At 49.6% G+C, this 17,051-nt stretch carries 16 protein-coding genes and 2 pseudogenes; 9 read left to right on the top strand and 9 right to left on the bottom strand.

Annotated elements, in window-relative coordinates:
- Positions 1-34 precede the first annotated feature (34 nt).
- A complete protein-coding gene (locus tag H3H32_RS08720; protein WP_182462312.1) occupies positions 35-457 on the bottom strand; it encodes a PLAT/LH2 domain-containing protein in 423 nt (140 codons plus the stop codon).
- 544 nt (positions 458-1,001) lie between these two features.
- Between H3H32_RS08720 and H3H32_RS08715 the strand changes: the two genes are divergently transcribed.
- The 8 genes and pseudogenes from H3H32_RS08715 (at position 1,002) to H3H32_RS08680 (ending at position 6,261) form a co-directional block, all read left to right on the top strand.
- Positions 1,002-1,547: a low molecular weight phosphatase family protein gene (locus H3H32_RS08715; protein ID WP_240543721.1), complete on the top strand. Its 546-nt coding sequence runs from the start codon at positions 1,002-1,004 to the stop codon at positions 1,545-1,547.
- 63 nt (positions 1,548-1,610) lie between these two features.
- Positions 1,611-1,937 carry an ArsR/SmtB family transcription factor gene (locus H3H32_RS08710; protein WP_182462311.1) on the top strand — a complete coding sequence of 109 codons (327 nt, stop codon included), beginning with the start codon at positions 1,611-1,613 and terminating at the stop codon, positions 1,935-1,937.
- A 63-nt stretch (positions 1,938-2,000) separates the two neighbouring features.
- Entirely contained in the window at positions 2,001-2,858 is an 858-nt protein-coding gene (locus H3H32_RS08705) for an arsenite methyltransferase (protein ID WP_182462310.1), read from the top strand.
- A 19-nt stretch (positions 2,859-2,877) separates the two neighbouring features.
- Positions 2,878-3,303, top strand: coding sequence for an arsenate reductase ArsC (locus H3H32_RS08700; RefSeq protein ID WP_182462309.1), 426 nt, complete (start codon positions 2,878-2,880; stop codon positions 3,301-3,303).
- Positions 3,304-3,312: 9 nt separating this feature from the next.
- Complete coding sequence (arsN2, locus tag H3H32_RS08695) at positions 3,313-3,756, top strand: arsenic resistance N-acetyltransferase ArsN2 (RefSeq protein ID WP_240543720.1); 444 nt, start codon at positions 3,313-3,315, stop codon at positions 3,754-3,756.
- Positions 3,753-4,817 (top strand): ACR3 family arsenite efflux transporter, encoded by a 1,065-nt coding sequence (gene arsB, locus H3H32_RS08690; protein ID WP_182462307.1) that lies wholly within the window; start codon positions 3,753-3,755, stop codon positions 4,815-4,817. Before arsN2 ends, arsB begins: the two co-directional genes overlap by 4 nt.
- Positions 4,814-5,617, top strand: a pseudogene (locus H3H32_RS08685) (metallophosphoesterase family protein). The gene arsB and the pseudogene H3H32_RS08685 overlap by 4 nt, the downstream one beginning before the upstream one ends.
- A gap of 35 nt (positions 5,618-5,652) precedes the next feature.
- Positions 5,653-6,261 carry a hypothetical protein gene (locus H3H32_RS08680; RefSeq protein ID WP_182462306.1) on the top strand — a complete coding sequence of 203 codons (609 nt, stop codon included), beginning with the start codon at positions 5,653-5,655 and terminating at the stop codon, positions 6,259-6,261.
- Between the two features lie 424 nt (positions 6,262-6,685).
- Here H3H32_RS08680 and H3H32_RS08675 read toward each other — a convergent pair whose 3' ends face one another.
- A complete protein-coding gene (locus H3H32_RS08675) occupies positions 6,686-7,273 on the bottom strand; it encodes a DUF4142 domain-containing protein (protein ID WP_182462305.1) in 588 nt (195 codons plus the stop codon).
- Between the two features lie 367 nt (positions 7,274-7,640).
- Here H3H32_RS08675 and H3H32_RS08670 point away from each other — a divergent pair, with 367 nt between their 5' ends.
- Positions 7,641-8,546: an alpha/beta fold hydrolase gene (locus H3H32_RS08670; protein ID WP_240543719.1), complete on the top strand. Its 906-nt coding sequence runs from the start codon at positions 7,641-7,643 to the stop codon at positions 8,544-8,546.
- Positions 8,547-8,729: 183 nt separating this feature from the next.
- On the opposite strand, the gene H3H32_RS08665 is transcribed toward H3H32_RS08670, so the two are convergent.
- The 7 genes and pseudogenes from H3H32_RS08665 to H3H32_RS08640 form a co-directional block, all read right to left on the bottom strand.
- Positions 8,730-9,167 (bottom strand): hypothetical protein, encoded by a 438-nt coding sequence (locus tag H3H32_RS08665; RefSeq protein ID WP_182462303.1) that lies wholly within the window; start codon positions 9,165-9,167, stop codon positions 8,730-8,732.
- 263 nt (positions 9,168-9,430) lie between these two features.
- Complete coding sequence (locus H3H32_RS08660) at positions 9,431-10,837, bottom strand: TolC family protein (RefSeq protein ID WP_182462302.1); 1,407 nt, start codon at positions 10,835-10,837, stop codon at positions 9,431-9,433.
- On the bottom strand, positions 10,824-14,015 hold the full coding sequence (locus tag H3H32_RS08655; RefSeq protein WP_182462301.1) for an efflux RND transporter permease subunit: 3,192 nt from the start codon (positions 14,013-14,015) through the stop codon (positions 10,824-10,826). The genes H3H32_RS08660 and H3H32_RS08655 overlap by 14 nt, the downstream gene beginning before the upstream one ends.
- Before the next feature lie 11 nt (positions 14,016-14,026).
- Entirely contained in the window at positions 14,027-15,232 is a 1,206-nt protein-coding gene (locus tag H3H32_RS08650; protein WP_182462300.1) for an efflux RND transporter periplasmic adaptor subunit, read from the bottom strand.
- 31 nt (positions 15,233-15,263) lie between these two features.
- Positions 15,264-16,160 (bottom strand): annotated as a pseudogene (locus H3H32_RS08645) (oxidoreductase); the annotation flags it as partial.
- Between the two features lie 18 nt (positions 16,161-16,178).
- A complete protein-coding gene (locus tag H3H32_RS37800; RefSeq protein ID WP_256432983.1) occupies positions 16,179-16,301 on the bottom strand; it encodes a hypothetical protein in 123 nt (40 codons plus the stop codon).
- A gap of 90 nt (positions 16,302-16,391) precedes the next feature.
- Positions 16,392-17,039 carry an NUDIX hydrolase gene (locus tag H3H32_RS08640; RefSeq protein WP_182462299.1) on the bottom strand — a complete coding sequence of 216 codons (648 nt, stop codon included), beginning with the start codon at positions 17,037-17,039 and terminating at the stop codon, positions 16,392-16,394.
- Between the last annotated feature and the right edge of the window lie 12 nt (positions 17,040-17,051).

Below are 17,051 nucleotides of genomic sequence, written 5' to 3'. Positions count from 1 at the left end.
TTAGAAGTTGGCCAGAGTTGACTATAAGTCAGGATTACCACAAAAACTGGTTAGTTACGCCAAATGCCGACTCGTTTAATACCTCAGGTTGCAAACTGGTCAGCCTTGCATAAACCCAGTTAGTATGTGAGGTTGGATTGATCCACTGGTTGTAGGGTAGCTTATACAACTGGCGCGAGCTAACTCGGCAGATATAGGCTGTTTCCAGCAACCATTCAGGACCTACTTCATCGGCTTTCTTGACGCGTAGCTCCAAACCGGTGATGTCTCCAAATGAATCATCAAACTCCAGCCTGTAATAGTCTTGGCTACCTTGTTCCCGGTCATCGACATTGGGTAAGTCTAAAACTCGCCAAGCACTGGCCCCGTGCGTGCCTAAAATTCGTGCTTCAACATCGGCATTCGTACCCGCCTTAGGCTTTCGGGGAGTTTGCAACATGATTGTGTATTTGGCCATAAGCGTAAAGGTGAAAAAGTTAGTAGTCGTCTGTTTCCTGTCTGGAATCCTGCTGCCGGGAAACAGGGCAATACTACTTAACCTATAGCTTATGTTCAACCGGATAAAGATATGAGCCACAATAAGAATGGCTCGAACATCTGTTGGTTCGGCAGTATATGCAAACGTAGGCTACTGACTAAAACCACTGTATCACAAAATGCTCCCAACTGAGACGAAAGGATGTCTATTAATCGGGCGATTAGGTAGACACTTGAATGACTGATTAAGTCATAAGATACACAGTCGGGCGAGCGATTACTTATAAATTTCACACGAATAGCAAATTAATCGTAACTTTACGATGAAACCAATTTCGTGTCTGGAGATAACAATATATAACACTGTACTATGAAGCTTTTCAGCCTATTACCATTATGGTTACTAATTACAACCGCTATTTTCTTGAGCAATGATCCCGACAAAAAAGTGGTATTGAATGGCTCTCTAACGACCTACATCAACGGCATTAAGCAAGACTTTTCAAAAATACCGCAAGACTGAATTGGACAAAATTGCGGAGTTTGTTCAACTCAAAGTCAACGCTAAAGAGCCTGTCCAACTAACTTACATCTGTACCCATAATTCCCGACGCAGTCATTTCGGCCAACTATGGGCAGCAACAGCCGCTGCTTATTATGGCGTTCCAGGCGTAAAAAGCTTCTCAGGTGGAACAGAAGTCAGTGCCTTCAATGAACGGGCAATAGCTGCCTGCAAAAGAGCGGGATTTGATATTAGCAAAGCATCAGAAGGACCGAACCCAATGTATGCTGTTACTTACGCATCTGGTGCAGAACCCATTAAGGCGTTCTCCAAGAAATACGATGATGCCAGCAATCCCCAGAGCAATTTCCTGGCGATCATGACTTGCTCACAAGCCGATAAAGCATGTCCCATTGTGAAAGGCGCAGCCCTGCGGGTACCGACGCCCTATGACGATCCGAAAGCTTTTGATGGCACACCCCAGGAAACCGCTAAATATGACGAGCGGTGCAATCAAATTGCCACGGAAACCTTTTATGTTTTTTCCAAAGTAAAGATGAACCTTTAACCGGCTTATAGATTTTATTCATCGCAATATTGCAATGAATAAAAAACCTGTTACCTTTGTGACATGGGACTTACCAAAACCGAAATATTCACCGAGGAACAAAACCGCATTGCGGATCTGGCAAAGGCATTTGCTCATCCGGCACGGGTAGCCATTCTACAATTGCTGGTGGACAGGAAAGCGTGCGTCTGCGGTGATCTGGTGGACGAGCTGAATTTGGCCCAGGCAACCGTTTCACAACACCTAAAAGAACTAAAACGCATTGGCATCATTCAGGGCGAAATCAACCCGCCCCGCGTGTGCTATTGCATTAATACCCCCGTATGGGAGGAAGCTCAACGCGCATTCGGAGCATTGTTTGATACGTTTGTACCAGTGACCTGCTGCTGAAATCAGCGGGTATTTTTTTGCCTGAATTAATCGTAATATTACATTATACCAATAGGAAAACATATGGAAACCGCCGAGCAAATCAAAGAAGTCGTGCGCCAGAAATACGGCGCAATTGCCGAACAACCCGATGCCAATGGCTGTTGCGGCCCCACCTCCTGCTGTGGGCCTGAAACGGTCGCCAGCGTGCCCATTGATATGACCGTGGGCTATGACGAGCTGAACGGCTACGTCGCCGAAGCCGATTTGGGATTGGGTTGCGGCCTGCCTACGCAATTCGCGCAGATCAAACCCGGTGACACCGTAGTGGATCTTGGATCGGGCGCAGGCAATGACTGCTTTGTGGCCCGTGCCGAAACCGGCGAAACGGGTCGCGTGATCGGCCTGGATATGACCCCGGCCATGATCGACCGTGCCCGCAAAAACACCAAGACGCTCGGATTTACCAATGTCGAATTTGTCTATGGCGACATCGAGGACATGCCGTTACCGAGCAATTTGGCCGACGTTGTGGTGAGTAACTGCGTAATGAACCTGGTCCCCGACAAACAAAAAGCCGTTGGCGAAACCTTCCGCATTTTGAAGCCCGGTGGTCATTTCAGCATCTCCGATATCGTGCTGAAAGGTGAGCTGCCCGCAGGCTTGCAACAGGACGCCGAACTCTATGTGGGTTGTGTCTCGGGTGCTATCCAGAAGAACGAGTATTTGCAACTCATCCAGGAGAACGGTTTTACCAACATCACCGTGCAGAAAGAGCGCGAAATTTCTTTGCCCGATGAGGTGCTGAAAAACTATCTGTCGGCGGAAGAAATCGCCGATTATCGCCATCAAGACAAAGGTATTTATAGCGTCACCGTCTTTGCCCAGAAGCCCGAAGAAGCGGCCCCAGCGGCCTGCTGCCCTCCCGGTTGCTGCAACTAAACCCAACCACAAAACAGCCATGAAAAAAATCCTAGTGCTTTGCACGGGCAATTCCGCCCGTTCGCAGATGGCCGAAGGCTATTTGCAGCATTTCGCAGGCGACCGCGCCCAAGTCTATAGCGCGGGTGTTGCTCCGCACGGCGTCAATCCGTTGGCCATTCAAGTAATGGCCGAAGACGGCATCGACATTTCGCATCATACCTCGAATCACGCCGATGAGTATGTGCAAATCCCGTTCGATTACGTCATCACCGTGTGTGACAATGCCCGCGAACAATGTCCGTATTTTCCCACAGCGGGCGAAATGATCCATCACAGTTTCCCCGATCCAGGGCACACACCAGGCGAGGATAAATTGACTTCCTTTCGCCGGGTGCGGGATCTGATCAAAACCTACAGTCAGGAATTCATCGAAAGTCGGTTGGGTGAACCTGTTCCGCAATAAGTGATGGCCATGCAGATCGAACCCGCGCAACTGGCCGATAGGGAGGCCGTCATTGCCCTGCTAGAGCAAGGGCACCTATTGACTGAGGATTTACCGACCGACCTTCCTGATTTTTTCATTGCGAAATACGAGGAACCCCCCGTTGGGGTGGCTGGTTTGGAACGCTTCGGCCCGGTGGGCCTGCTGCGTTCGGTGGCCGTCGATCCGCACTACCAGGGCAAGCAAATTGCCGCCCAACTGGTTGGCCGATTGCTGGAAGCCGCCCGGGCATCCAGCCTGCAAGAAGTGTATCTTATAACCAATACCGCCGACCGCTATTTCGAGCGGCATGGCTTCCAAATCGTCAGCCGGCAGGAAGTGCCTGCGGCTATCCAACAGACGCAGCAATTCAGCGATTTATGCCCGTCATCGGCCATCGTCATGAAACGCGCGCTAATTCAGGATCAATTATGAGTACCCCCCGTCTTTCGTTTCTCGACCGCTTTTTGACCCTATGGATTTTCCTGGCCATGCTGATCGGCGTGGGCATCGGGTATTTTTTTCCGCAGTCGCAGAACTTCATCAATGGGTTTAATTCCGGCTCGACCAACGTGCCGCTCGCCGTTGGCCTGGTGCTGATGATGTATCCACCTTTGGCGAAGGTGCGGTATGACGAGCTGCCCAAGGTGTTTGCCAACACCAAAATATTGGGTCTTTCGCTCGTGCAAAACTGGATCGTCGGCCCGCTGCTCATGTTCGGGCTGGCGGTCATTTTCCTGCCTGACAAACCCGAATACATGACCGGCCTTATTATGATCGGCATTGCCCGCTGCATTGCGATGGTGATTGTCTGGAATGATTTGGCGGGCGGTGATCGGCTCTATGCCGCCGGTCTAGTGGCCTTCAACAGCATTTTCCAGGTGCTGTTCTATTCGGTCTATGCCTGGTTGTTTATTACCGTGCTACCGCCCCTGTTTGGCCTGCATGGTTACGAGGTGAATATCACCATCGGCGAAGTGGCCAAAAGTGTATTCATTTATTTGGGCGTGCCCTTCCTGGCAGGCATGTTTTCGCGGATCATCCTGACGCGTTTGAAAAGCCGCCAATGGTACGAGCAGACGTTTTTGCCTGCCATCAGCCCCATTACGCTCATCGCGTTGCTGTTTACCATCGTGGTCATGTTCAGCCTGAAAGGACAGCTCATCGTGTCCATTCCGCTCGATGTGCTGCGCATCGCCATTCCGCTGACGATCTATTTTGCCATCATGTTCTTTTCGGCCTTCTATCTCTCGAAACGGGCCGGTGCCGATTATGCCAAATCCACCTCGCTCGCTTTCACCGCAGCGGGCAATAATTTTGAGTTGGGTATCGCCGTTGCCATTGCCGTCTTCGGAATCAATTCAGGCGCGGCCTTTGCCGCCGTGGTTGGTCCGCTGATCGAAGTGCCGGTGCTGATCCTGATGGTCAATTTCGCTCTGAAACAACAAAGCAAGTTTGCTCCCTACTACAAAAAGACGATTCAAAAGCACGCATGAAAATTGCCCTGTTTTCCGACATTCACGCCAACTTGCCTGCTTTGGAAGCGGTATTGGCCGACATCGACAGCCGCCAGCCTGACGCGGTCTATTGTTTGGGTGATTTGGTCGGCTATAATATCTGGCCAAACGAGGTGATTGCCACGATCCGCAAACGCGGTATTCCGACGATTGCCGGGAATTATGATTATGGTATCGGTCGCAGCTCCGACGATTGCGGATGCGCCTACAAAGAGGAACAGGAAAAGGCCAATGGCAAAGTGTCCATTGCCTACACCAATGTCCAGGTGGGCGACGATGAGCGGTAGTATCTGCGCACGCTCCCAACTCATATTCGCGTGGAATTTGAGCTAGGCAACGACCCCGAACACCTTTGGCAGCAACAAACCCCGTTCACGTTGCTGCTGGTGCATGGTAGCCCCCGGCGCGTGAATGAATATCTGTTTGAGGATCGGGGCGACCGCAGTTTGGGCCGCGTGATCGAGGGTGCGGGTGCTGATGTGATGTGTTTCGGCCATACGCACAAACCCTTTCACAAAGTGGTGAGTGCCGAGGCAGAAGGCCAGGAAACATATTGGCGTCATGCCATTAATATCGGTTCCGTGGGAAAACCAAAGGACGGTGATCCGAGGGCCGGTTATGTGCTGCTGACAATAGACGAAACAGCGCGGCCAGGTTCGCGCGAAGGGGTTGCCGTGGAGTTCGTGCGCGTTGCCTACGATGTAGAAAAAGCAGCCCAGGCCGTTGAGCAAAGCGAATTGCCGGATGCCTACGCGGAAGCCTTGCGCATCGCCCGATAATCGACTTACCCGACCGCTCCTAAATTTCCCAGCGTATGAGAAAGATTCTATGGTGGTTCGCCAGTGCCGGGATGCTGTATTTTGTGGCAGCTCCCGGCCTTGCTCAGTCGAGCAGTAATTTTCTGATCGACTACACAAGGGAGGGCGCATGGCGATATACCAGCGTCAGAGAAACACCCTATCAGAGCAACGGGCGGGTGATTCAGCACCAATTAACCGCGCTAGGTAAAAAGCTCAATCATTTGTCGGTGGTCGATGCCCCGGCTTATTCGCAGCTCCAAAGCGACTTACACGGGTACTTGCAACGGCTCGAAAACGATTCCCCCGATTATGGCCGCGCCGAGGTGTATCATTCCGTTTTACTGCGCCTGATGCAGTTCGAAGAGTCGATTAAAGAAAGCCTGATCGACAACAGGCACCGTGACCCGCGCCCAATAGCCGCCGATGCTGCAAAACCGGATGAAGGTCAGCAAGCCGCCGTGCTACCTTATGCATTGCTCTTTCGTCGGCAGGATCACCGCTCTAAGCTGGTGCATTTCGTTACCAGTGGGAAAGTTACGATTCTAAAGCATGGCCCAACTTACTGCCTGGTGCGGTGCGGCCCCCACGAGGGGTATTTGCACAAAGGAATGATCCTTTGGTAACGGCCCTTCCCCGTCGCTTTTCATCAGTCTTTGTTAACAAGTATACGACCGTCTGCCTGTTAAAAGGACGAGATTACGCTTTCCTAAGCTAGTAACCATCCACTTACTTGTTCTCAAATTACGCTCCTTTAGCCGGGACTGCTGTTATCCCTATTGAATGAAACCATATGATTTGCTTTACAGTCCCCACTGGTTGTCGGCTGGGCAGCCCCCTCACGAATCAACTAGAACGGAGCACCACCCGAGTACAATAGGCTGGTTTATAAACGGACTAGCAACGTCATTGATTGTTACTATTCCTGGGGGACGGGTGACCTGCTTGATTCCAGCGGTTACGTATTTCCTTCTTGAGCCTGTCTGTTGACAAAAAAAGCCACACGAAGAGGTGTGGCTCAAAAACAAACCGTAAGGCTAACCGATTCGGTTAGCTGCCCAGTTGACCTAAAATCTGTTTGGTCAAGGCCACATGCTCTTTAAAGACGGCCAGCGCCAGGGTGGCCAGATGCCGCGTCTGGCTTTCGGCGGGGCTGGTTTTACCCATTGATTTCGTTAAATAATCCTGAGCCAAATCCCGCAAAAATTCATGATTTTCGAGTTGGGCCTGAATATACGCCTTGTCAAAAGCAGCGCCTGTTGTGGTCTTGATTTTGGTCAGTGTAGCCTGAGCTTTGGCATTCATGGCGGGTACGGGGGTACCCAGATCTTTGAGCACCGACGTAACAGCCTTAGCCTCTTCCAACTCAAAGCCCGCGAACTCCTTCGCGTATTTATTAGCCGCTTTACCCACCGCAATCTGACTGGTGACCAGCGACAACTCGGCCGGGCCAATAACCTTTTGACGAAATTCTTTTTCCGTGGCTGCCATCGGTGAATCATCCACGGGGTTGGCCGCTTCGCTGGTGAGCGATGTTAGTAAGGAGGCCAGTAAGGGCATACCAGCCCGTAGGGTCAGCGTACTGGCTATCGACTTTTTAAAAAAATCTCTGCGTGGTGTTGGTTCAATCGATTTCATAGAGCTTGTTTGCGATGGATTTACGACTCCGTAAATCACACTGTAAACGGATTGGCCCGTATCCTGTTTACATCCTCTTCCAAATCGGTTCGTATAGTACCGTTTGCTCATTAATGCCTCTGGCTAGGTGCTTGTCGTTTATTGCCGTTGCTTTCGTTTACTGACCCCATCTCCCTAAATGATCTGACCGTTGTGTTCCGTGAAGGTGAATTTGCAACGCTAAACTGGACTTTGAAATCAAACGGACTGTCCAGTCTAGCTTACCCTGGACAGTCCACCTGTCCTAAACTATCTGTACTGGTAGCCGTTCATAGGAGGTTGAGTTGCTCAGCGCACAGGTACGATTTACTATGCAATGCATATGACTATGAATTATGTCCGGCGTGGAACCGGCAAACCACTCTTATTGCTCCATGGTCTGGGGAGTTCGCTAAAGGTTTGGGATCTGATTATGGATGAGTTGGCCACTCAACGGGATGTGATTGCCGTAGATTTACCCGGTTTCGGTCAGTCACCGGCCCTACTGGGAGAGGTATCCATTCCCACCCTAGCCGATGCAGTAACCGACTTTTTAACCCAGCACCAATTGCTGGGTATCGATGCCGTAGGCAATTCGATGGGCGCCCGGCTGGTGCTCGAACTCGCCCGGCGGGGCCAGGTGGTCGGTGCTGTTGTATCCCTGGATCCGGGTGGATTCTGGCAAGGCTGGCAGGTGGCCTATTTCTACCAGTCAGTTCGGCTATCGGCACAATTATCCAGGCTCATCCAACCGATCTTACCGCCCCTGGTCAGCAATCCGGTGAGCCGAACGGTGCTGTTTGCTCAATTTTCGGCCCATCCCTGGACAATACCAGCCCAAGTAGCCCTTCATGAATTTCGGGAGTTTTTACCCACCCCCAGCTTTACCAAGCTGCTGGATAGTCTGGCCCATGGCCCTCTACAGCAGGGAGCATCCCTTGGTTCCATCCCGAACCTGGTCATTGGTTGGGGTCGTCAGGACCGGATTTGTCCGCCCAGTCAGTCTGAATTGGCCCTGAAGTTGTTTCCTGACGCTCAGCTACACTGGTTTTCGAATTGTGGCCACGTTCCGCAATTGGATGTACCGGCTGAAACGGTTGCGCTGATTCTGGCGGTCACAGATGGCTGCTATGAACCACAATCCCAACTCCCTCCTGCGACACAAGCGTCAGCGGTGACAGAAAACGTCTTGATTGGATTGGGGGTTGGGGTGCTGTTGGTGGGCCTATTGCTCACTTTTGGTATCAAAAGATAAGGTCAATGCTGATCAAGTAGGTGTCGATCTGGGAGTGCTGACCATATTCCTCACGGACTTACTGGATAAGGGGAAATTAAAACCTTGAACAAACTACGTGACTAGTTGTGTACTAAATCTCACAAAAACCTCCTGATTGAGTCGAGAGAAACTTACCGTGATGCCTCAATATTCGGTGGAATTTTAGGCCGACTTGGGTACAGCCACGATCAACCTCCATGTCCGTTGGTCCCAGAACCGGTGCCAGACCCCATCCTCATCCGCCTTATAAAAGCCCGATTTCCGCTCAGGCTTACCCGGTTCAATGAGGGTCCAGCAATCGCCTTTCAGTAAGCCACACAGCTTGTGTATGGTACCCGCCTGTACCTCGTGAGTTGTCCCAGGTAGGCGCTTCACTGTAGTCAAGGCAAACGTTCCATCGTCTTTTAGGTCCGCAACGATCTCAGCGTATCCGCCCGATAAAATGGTACTGCGAAAGGGCCATGGGTGGTCATGGAGCAACTCGTCGTTAGCCGCCGTAAAATGATGCAATACCCGGCCATCGCCCAGGTGATATTTGGTAAACGTTTTATTCATTCGCTCAACGCGAACGATGCCTGCCGGGGTTGAATATGATTGCATACATTTCGTTTAGCCTGAGCATTTGGACGCCTTACAGGCTGTCCTAACTACTACAAAAAGCAGTATTTGAATAGAAGACAAATCTGGGTATGGCGCAGTTCATAAGCTACGGATTGAGTTGAACAGGTATTAAATTTAAAAGGGACATTCTCAAAATACCCTCCCAGTTGAGACGAAAGGATGTCTACAAATGGGGCGTTAAATAAGACCGATAGTAGAATATAAAAAATACCAGTCATACCTGGTATTTTTTATATGACGTATTAATTCCAGCCACCGCCCAAAGCACGGTATAAGCCGATCACCGCATTTAGCTGCTGGGTTTTTATTGTAGCCAGCTCCAGCTCACTTTGCAATAAATTACCTTGCGCAGTAATGACCTCCAGGTAGTTGGCCATACCCCTTTCGAATAACAATGTTGCTTGTTGAGACGCTTTTTGTAGGGACTGAGCCCGCTTTTCAGTTAGGCTATATTGCGCCTTTAACTTGTCAACTTTAGTTAATTCGTCAGACACCTCACCCACAGCATATAAGACCAATTGGCGGAACTGGATCACTGTTTTTTCGCGGTCAATTTTAGCTAGTTCTAGTTCGCTTTTCAACTGACCTCTCTGAAAAATGGGTTGAGTAATTCCACCCGAAACCAGACCAAACAACGAGGTAGGAACGCTAAACCAGTTACTAGCCTTAAACGCATTTAGCCCTCCACTGGCCGTAATCACTAACGATGGATATAAACTGGCTTGGGCTACACCAACCTTGGCGTTGGCCGACGTTAAAGCTAACTCGGCTTGTTTAATATCTGGCCTGCGGCTTAACATAGCGGATGGAAACCCTAAGTTTAAATCCGGTGGAATAACTAGTTTATCCAACCGGCTTTCGCGATCAATTGCTTTGGGTAAGGTTCCGATCAACACACGCAACGCGTTTTCTTGCAGGATAATCTGCAGTTCCAGCTTTGGAATCAACTGGGCAGTCGTTAATTGGAGTGCCTCAGCCTGTTGAACAGCCACCGAAGTAACCTGACCCGCATTGAACTGCAAATTGATAATCTCTACTGTGCTATCAGTCAGCGCCAAGTTCTTTTGGGCGATTTCCAATTGCGCATCCAGCATTAACAGGTTGTAATAGCCTTGGGATACGTTCGAAACCAAACGCGTTTGGACGGCTTTACGCGCTTCTTCAGTCTGTAAAAAAGTGGCTAACGCAGCTGCTTTTAGGTTACGGATTTTACCCCAGATATCTGCCGCCCACACCACCCCTGCATTGACGATATAATCGTCAATATGTGCCGTACCTAAAAACTGGTTCAGGTTTAATCCAGATAAACTGTTATCGGATGGGCGGCTTGAACTGGCCCCTACCTGCACTCTCACTTCCGGCAAATAACCCTGTTTGACTTGTTTGAATAAAACGTCCGCTGCTTCGATGTTTTTGAGTGCCACCTGCATATCGAAGTTTTTAACCAGTGCGGTATCCAGTAACGCCTGAAGCGTGGGGTCATTGATAAATCGCTTGAGGGGAAAAGAGCCAATGCTTGACGAATCCGAGGGCGATGTATTTCTAAATGTCTCAGGCGCTACGTCGGGCAAGGACGTATTTTTTGAAACCGTACATCCGCTCCAAACAAAAACAAGGAGCGAGACAATTACTATATTAAACAGTTTCATAGTCTGGATCTTTTACGGGCTCTTCATGGTGATGAAGAGTCTGATTTGATTCGTTTGATAATTTTTCCTGCAAGGCACGGAAGACGACGAAGAGTACTGGGATGATCAATACACCTAATACGACGCCGGAAATCATACCACCGGCGGCACCGATGCTGATCGAGTGATTTCCCTGAGCCGACGGCCCTGTTGCGTACATCATCGGGATTAAACCGACCACGAATGCTAGCGAGGTCATGATGATTGGGCGGAGTCTTAATTTAGCAGCTTCGATAGCGGATGCGATCAAAGGCTGCCCGGATTTTCGTCGCTGTAAGGCAAACTCCACAATCAGGATTGCATTCTTGGCCAGCAACCCAATCAGCATAACCAGGGCTACCTGAACATAAATGCTGTTTTCGATACCGGTCAACCCAATAGCTACGAACACCCCGAATATGCCGGTCGGGATCGATAACATGACCGCCGAGGGAAGGATATAACTCTCGTACTGTGCCGCCAACAGAAAATACACAAACACCATACAGAGGATAAAAATGACGGTCGATTGGCTGCCGGACGCAATCTCTTCGCGCGTTTGCCCGGAGAATTCGTAGCTATAACCGGCCGGAAGGATTTTTTCGGCTACCTCTTCCACCGCATTGATCGCTGCCCCGGAACTGAACCCGCTCTTCGGAATGGCATTGACCGAGATCGAGTTGAACATATTGTACCGTGACACCGTCTCCGAACCATAAATTCGACTCAGTTTTACTAATGTGTTGATCGGTACCATCTCACCCATTTGGTTTTTGACAACCACGCGATCAATGGCTGACGGATCGGCCCGATCGACAATGTCCGCCTGAACAACAACCCGATAATATTTACCAAATCGATTGAAGTCGGATGCCTGAGCACTACCAAAATAGGCCTGCATGGTTTCCAGAATATCTTTGACTGGTACGCCGAGCTGATTCGCTTTATCATCGTCGATATCCAGTTGTAGTTGTGGATAATCGGCATTGAAACTGGTAAAGGCGGCCCCAATTTCCGGTCGTTTGATCAGTTCTTTGATAAACGCTTGCGAAATGCCACTGAATTTATCCAGCTTACCTCCGATTTTGTCTTGGAGCACGATATCCAATGCTTCCACATTACTAAAACCCGGAACCGTTGGAAAACTGAAAACGAAGAAGCTAGCCCCGGTAATACCACCCAGTTTGCTACGTATCTCGTCCATGATCGCATCGAGATTTTTCAGTTTGCCGCGCTCTTTATTCGGCTTTAGCAATACGTAAATAATGGCTTTGGACGGACTCATGGAATTGGTCAATACGTCGAAACCGGAAATAGCAGTCACAAATCGCGTGGCCTCCAAGCCCCGCATAATCGTTTCCGCCTGACTCATTATACGTTGGGTTCCATCCAGCGTCGTTCCCGAGGGCGTGTTCACCGCAATCGCAATAAATCCCTGATCTTCGGTTGGGATAAACCCGGATGGTGTGGACCTGACCAGCAGAATCGTTGCCAGTGCCACTAACGCCAGACCACCCATGCTCAGCCATTTATGTCGAATCATGAATTTCAATCCACCGACGTAACGCCTGGTCAGTGCATTAAAACTACTGTTGAACCCGATAAAGAATTTTTCTTTAAATCCGGCTTCAACGAGTCCTTCCTCTCCATGACCAGAATGGATTTCTTTTAAGAACAAAGCCGCCAGAGCAGGACTCAGTGTCAACGCGTTAATCGCCGAAATGACAATTGCGATGGCCATCGTAAAGGCAAACTGACGGTAGAACAGACCCGTAGAGCCTTCCATCGAACCTACTGGCAGGAATACGGCCGCCATCACCAGCGTAATGGAGATGATCGCTCCCGAGATTTCATGCATCGCTTCATGGGTAGCCGCTTTCGGTCCCAGCCGCTTGTGCTCCATCTTGGCATGAATCGCTTCAACTACCACGATCGCATCATCGACCACAATACCAATGGCCAGAATCAAGGCAAACAGGGTTAACAGGTTGATCGAGAAACCAAACAGGTGCATGAAAAAGAACGTACCTAAAATGGCTACCGGAACGGCAATGGCAGGAATGAGCGTCGAGCGGAAATCCTGCAAAAACAGGAATACCACGATGAAGACTAAAACAAAGGCTTCGATCAGCGTATCTTTTACCTGTGCAATAGATTCATCCAACGCTATTTTTGTACCAAAGAAGATGTGGTGTTTTATACCCTTCGGGAAGCTTTTCGCGGCTTTCTCCATCGCTTTTCGGACGGCTATCTGAGTTTCGTTGGCGTTCGCTCCTGACAACTGAAGAATACCGATAACCACTCCCTTTTTACCACTCAGCCGCGTCGAGCTATTGTATGAAAACGCTCCTAATTCTACCCTTGCTACGTCTTTCAGTCGCAGTACTGATCCATCAGTGTTCGAACGTATTGCAATGTTTTCGTATTCGTCTGGCTTGGTCAGTTTGCCTTTGTATTTGATCACATATTCGAAAACCTCTTTGCTATGCTGGCCGAATTTACCCGGCGCAGCTTCCAGACTTTTATCCTGAATGGCTTTCATGACTTCGCTGGTCGAAATCTGATAATTAGCCATTTGGCTCGGGTTCAACCAGACCCGCATTGAGTAATCCTTATTCCCCCCATATAAGCTGGCCAACCCAACACCGGGAATTCGCTTAAGCTCAGGAATGATATTGATTTCGGCATAGTTGCCGACAAACGTAGGATCGTACCGGGATTCATCTTCGGTAAACAACCCGATCCCCATCATAAACGTAACGTGTTGTTTCGACGTAGTGACGCCTTGCTGAACCACTTCAGCAGGTAAGCGGCTCAATGCCTGCGATACCCGGTTCTGTACGTCAATGGCTGCCTGATCGGGATCGGTTCCTAGTTTAAAATAAACCGATATGGCTAACGTGCCGTCGTTACTGGCCGTAGAACTCATATAGGTCATGTTTTCTACGCCATTGATCGATTCTTCCAGTGATGGTGCTACCGAGCGCAGCACCGTTTCTGCGTTAGCTCCAGGATATAAGGCATTGACCATAACCGATGGTGGTGCAATATCGGGGAACTGTTGAACGGGTAATTTGATCAGACTGATGACTCCCAATATTACCAATAGAATAGAGATAACAGTGGCCAATACGGGTCGTTGAATAAATACCTTAAACATGATGATAGCCCTTAATTTTTGCTGAGTAATGGAGTAGCCTCTTCAGCAACTCGTTTTGGGGTAATGACCTGCCCTTCCTGTAAGCGATCAAAACCGCTCAATACAATCTGGTCACCGGGTTTTACACCCTCTTTAATCAGATAGTTGGCTCCGCTTTTTCCGATCACGGTGATCGGCATTTTGGTAACTGTATTCCCTTTGGCAAGGGCAAAAACAAACACTTTGTCCTGCATATCAACCGTAGCCGATTGTGGTACCAGAATGGCATCCTCATGCTGTAAACCCAGTCGTATTTTCCCTGTATTTCCGGATCGAAGGGTGCCATCTTTATTCAAAAAACTGGCCCTCAACGTAATGGCGCCCGTATTTTTATCAAATTGTCCGTTGATCATATCGATCTTCCCCTTGACGGGATACGTAGCATTATCCGATAAGATTAGCTCTACTGCCGGCAAATGCCTGATCCGATCCTGAATGGTTTTTCCTAAATAATTGGCGTTGAACCGATTGAAATCCGTTTCGGCCAGGGCGAAATACACATGCACCTCGTGAATATCCGACAAGCTCGTTAACGGCGACTGGTCAGTTGGCGAGACTAAACTGCCCTGTTTCTTCGGAATACGCCCAATATAGCCGCTAACGATAGCCTTTATACGTGTATAACCCAGATTGATTTTAGTCGACTCGACAGTAGCCTTTGCCTGTTCAACATTCGCCTGAGCAATCAGGTACGCTGTCTTGGCCGTTTTCAATTGAAAGTCGGCAACGACTTTATTCTGGACGAGCGGAGTTAATCGATCCACTTCCAATTGCGCATTCAACACAGCGGACTCAGCCGCATGCAGACTCGCCGTTGCGTTATTCAGGGCCTCCTTATACGGCTGATCATTTATAACAAACAGAGTTTGACCAGCCGACACATATGCCCCTTCGTTCACTAATACGCTTTGTATATAGCCGCTGACTTGTGGACGGATCTCAATATCTACCGCCCCCTGGATAGAAGCCGGATAATCTTTAAACGTAGTTTCGGTACGTTCATGCACCTCGCTGACGGGTAAAACAGCTGGTGTTGTAGCTGTATCGGATTTATTTGCGGATGATTCACAGCTAACCAGAAACGCAGTCATTAAGGCATTGAAAATCAGAAAATTGAACCAGGTATGATGTTTCAATAGAATGCCCTTGGCATTCCGAAGACAATGAATTGTATTCATAAAATTTATCGGTAAGATTTATTAATTGAGTTTATAAAGAGCCAGGAACCACGAAGCTTGGCCAGCCCCGTAAGTGATTGATAAAGCGCTCGCTCAGGCCACCCTGGCGTAGGAATCCGGCTGTCACGGGGAGCGTCGGACTTTCATATTTTGGGTTTGCTTTTACCCGTAAAGGAAAGTCCCGCTGAAGAATGCCCGCCCGCCCAATCAGCACGAAGTCACAGCCTTCATCCAGCAGCTCTCCGGCACGTTGAGCAGTCATGATCTTTCCCGCTGTGCCCAAGCGTACACCTTTGCGAGGTAGTTCGGTAAAGACACTGAGCATCGTCTTTCCCCTGAACGCTCCCTCGCGAACGATTTGAGCCGAATCCCACAGGGCCAGATCCAGATAGTCGATCAACTCACGGTCAAAGATTTCAGCCGTGATGTCACGCAGCTCCTCCAACCGTAATCCGTATCGCTCGATCGACAAACGCCAACCAATCTGAAAATCAGGTCCACAAGCCCGACGGATGCCCTCAATGACCTCAATTGTAAAGCGAGCACGGTTCTCCAGGCTACCGCCGTATTTGTCGGTGCGGTCGTTCAAATAGGGCGACATGAATTCTGACAAAATCCACCCGAACGCGCCGTGCACGGCAACCCCATCAAACCCCGCCTGTTGGGCTCTTTTGGCGGCTGCGATGAAGCTATCCCGAATTAGCTCCACTTCCTGGGTCGAAATTGCCTTGACGCCCGGTACGGTGTAACGCGAAGCAGGGGCTGGTATTCCCCCGATTAGCGGGTTAGCCCGGTGACCGGCATGGTGTAACTGCACCGCCGACAAGCCGCCCCCTGCCCGGATCGTAGAGGCCATCCGGATTATACCCGGCAAATGGTCATCACGATGTATGCCTAACTGACGCGCAAAGGCAATGCCGCCCTCTTCTACGGTTGTGGCACAGGTTTAGATTAAGGCGTATCCACCTTGTGCAAGCTGTTCGATCCAACTATAGTCGTATGGAGAGGCTGTACCGTCCAGTTCGCTTTGTTGATTGGTCAGCGGTGCCAGCATGAATCGATTTCTCATGGCTTGGCCATGCAAAAGGGTTAGTGGCTTGAATAAACCAGAAACTGACATTGTTCGTAAAATTTATTGGTAATCGCGTGACGACAGTTCCTACACGTCGTTTGTGAGCGGACGCTTTACATCCAGTACCATCAAGAGTTCGGCTATCATCTTGGCTGTGGCTCCCCACACTTTATGGCCTTCTACCTCGTAATACGGAGTAACGACCCGATCGCCGGGAATCCGTATTTCACTGGAGCGAACAAGGTTTGGGTCGCAAAAGTGATCGAGTTTACTTTCAAGAATTGCCTCTACTTCCCGATCGCTGGGTACAAAGTCTGGCCTGAATGGAATGTATCCGATGACGGGCAGGACAAGGAAATTGCTGGGGCCAATGTAGATTTCGGTCAGTGTCCCCAGGATTTTAACGTCATTGGGCTTCACACCGACTTCCTCCTGTGCCTCGCGCAGAGCCGTATGAATCAAATCGTTATCGGTCAACTCGTACCGACCACCAGGGAAAGCAACCTCACCCGAATGAAATCCCTCATAGGCAGGCCGGACAATCAAAGGGAAAGAGACTTCATCCTTGATTGGGTACAGGAGCATCAGAACTGCACTCCTCCGTGTCTTCTCATCAGGATTCACAGTCAGGTAAGCCGCTGACGAAGCCTCCATAACCGCGTGAGCCATTTCCGCAGGCAACGGTTTTTTCAACTGCTTACTCAAATGCTGAATGAATGAGGAAAACGGTTTCATGGCCTCGATTTT

Origin of the sequence: Spirosoma foliorum, from assembly GCF_014117325.1 — a bacterium.
Lineage (GTDB): Bacteria > Bacteroidota > Bacteroidia > Cytophagales > Spirosomataceae > Spirosoma > Spirosoma foliorum.
This window is presented reverse-complemented; position numbering and strand designations above follow the sequence as displayed.

Excerpts from the sequence above, each read along its gene's own strand:
- arsB (WP_182462307.1), top strand. The coding sequence starts at position 3,753 with ATGAGTACCCCCCGTCTTTCGTTTCTCGACCGCTTTTTGACCCTATGG.
- H3H32_RS08665 (WP_182462303.1), bottom strand. The coding sequence starts at position 9,167 with ATGCAATCATATTCAACCCCGGCAGGCATCGTTCGCGTTGAGCGAATG.
- H3H32_RS08655 (WP_182462301.1), bottom strand. The coding sequence starts at position 14,015 with ATGTTTAAGGTATTTATTCAACGACCCGTATTGGCCACTGTTATCTCT.
- H3H32_RS08660 (WP_182462302.1), bottom strand. The coding sequence starts at position 10,837 with ATGAAACTGTTTAATATAGTAATTGTCTCGCTCCTTGTTTTTGTTTGG.
- H3H32_RS08670 (WP_240543719.1), top strand. The coding sequence starts at position 7,641 with ATGAATTATGTCCGGCGTGGAACCGGCAAACCACTCTTATTGCTCCAT.
- H3H32_RS08680 (WP_182462306.1), top strand. The coding sequence starts at position 5,653 with ATGAGAAAGATTCTATGGTGGTTCGCCAGTGCCGGGATGCTGTATTTT.
- H3H32_RS08705 (WP_182462310.1), top strand. The coding sequence starts at position 2,001 with ATGGAAACCGCCGAGCAAATCAAAGAAGTCGTGCGCCAGAAATACGGC.
- H3H32_RS08675 (WP_182462305.1), bottom strand. The coding sequence starts at position 7,273 with ATGAAATCGATTGAACCAACACCACGCAGAGATTTTTTTAAAAAGTCG.
- H3H32_RS08650 (WP_182462300.1), bottom strand. The coding sequence starts at position 15,232 with ATGAATACAATTCATTGTCTTCGGAATGCCAAGGGCATTCTATTGAAA.
- H3H32_RS08710 (WP_182462311.1), top strand. The coding sequence starts at position 1,611 with ATGGGACTTACCAAAACCGAAATATTCACCGAGGAACAAAACCGCATT.
- H3H32_RS08700 (WP_182462309.1), top strand. The coding sequence starts at position 2,878 with ATGAAAAAAATCCTAGTGCTTTGCACGGGCAATTCCGCCCGTTCGCAG.
- H3H32_RS08720 (WP_182462312.1), bottom strand. The coding sequence starts at position 457 with ATGGCCAAATACACAATCATGTTGCAAACTCCCCGAAAGCCTAAGGCG.
- H3H32_RS08640 (WP_182462299.1), bottom strand. The coding sequence starts at position 17,039 with ATGAAACCGTTTTCCTCATTCATTCAGCATTTGAGTAAGCAGTTGAAA.
- H3H32_RS37800 (WP_256432983.1), bottom strand. The coding sequence starts at position 16,301 with ATGAGAAATCGATTCATGCTGGCACCGCTGACCAATCAACAAAGCGAA.
- arsN2 (WP_240543720.1), top strand. The coding sequence starts at position 3,313 with ATGCAGATCGAACCCGCGCAACTGGCCGATAGGGAGGCCGTCATTGCC.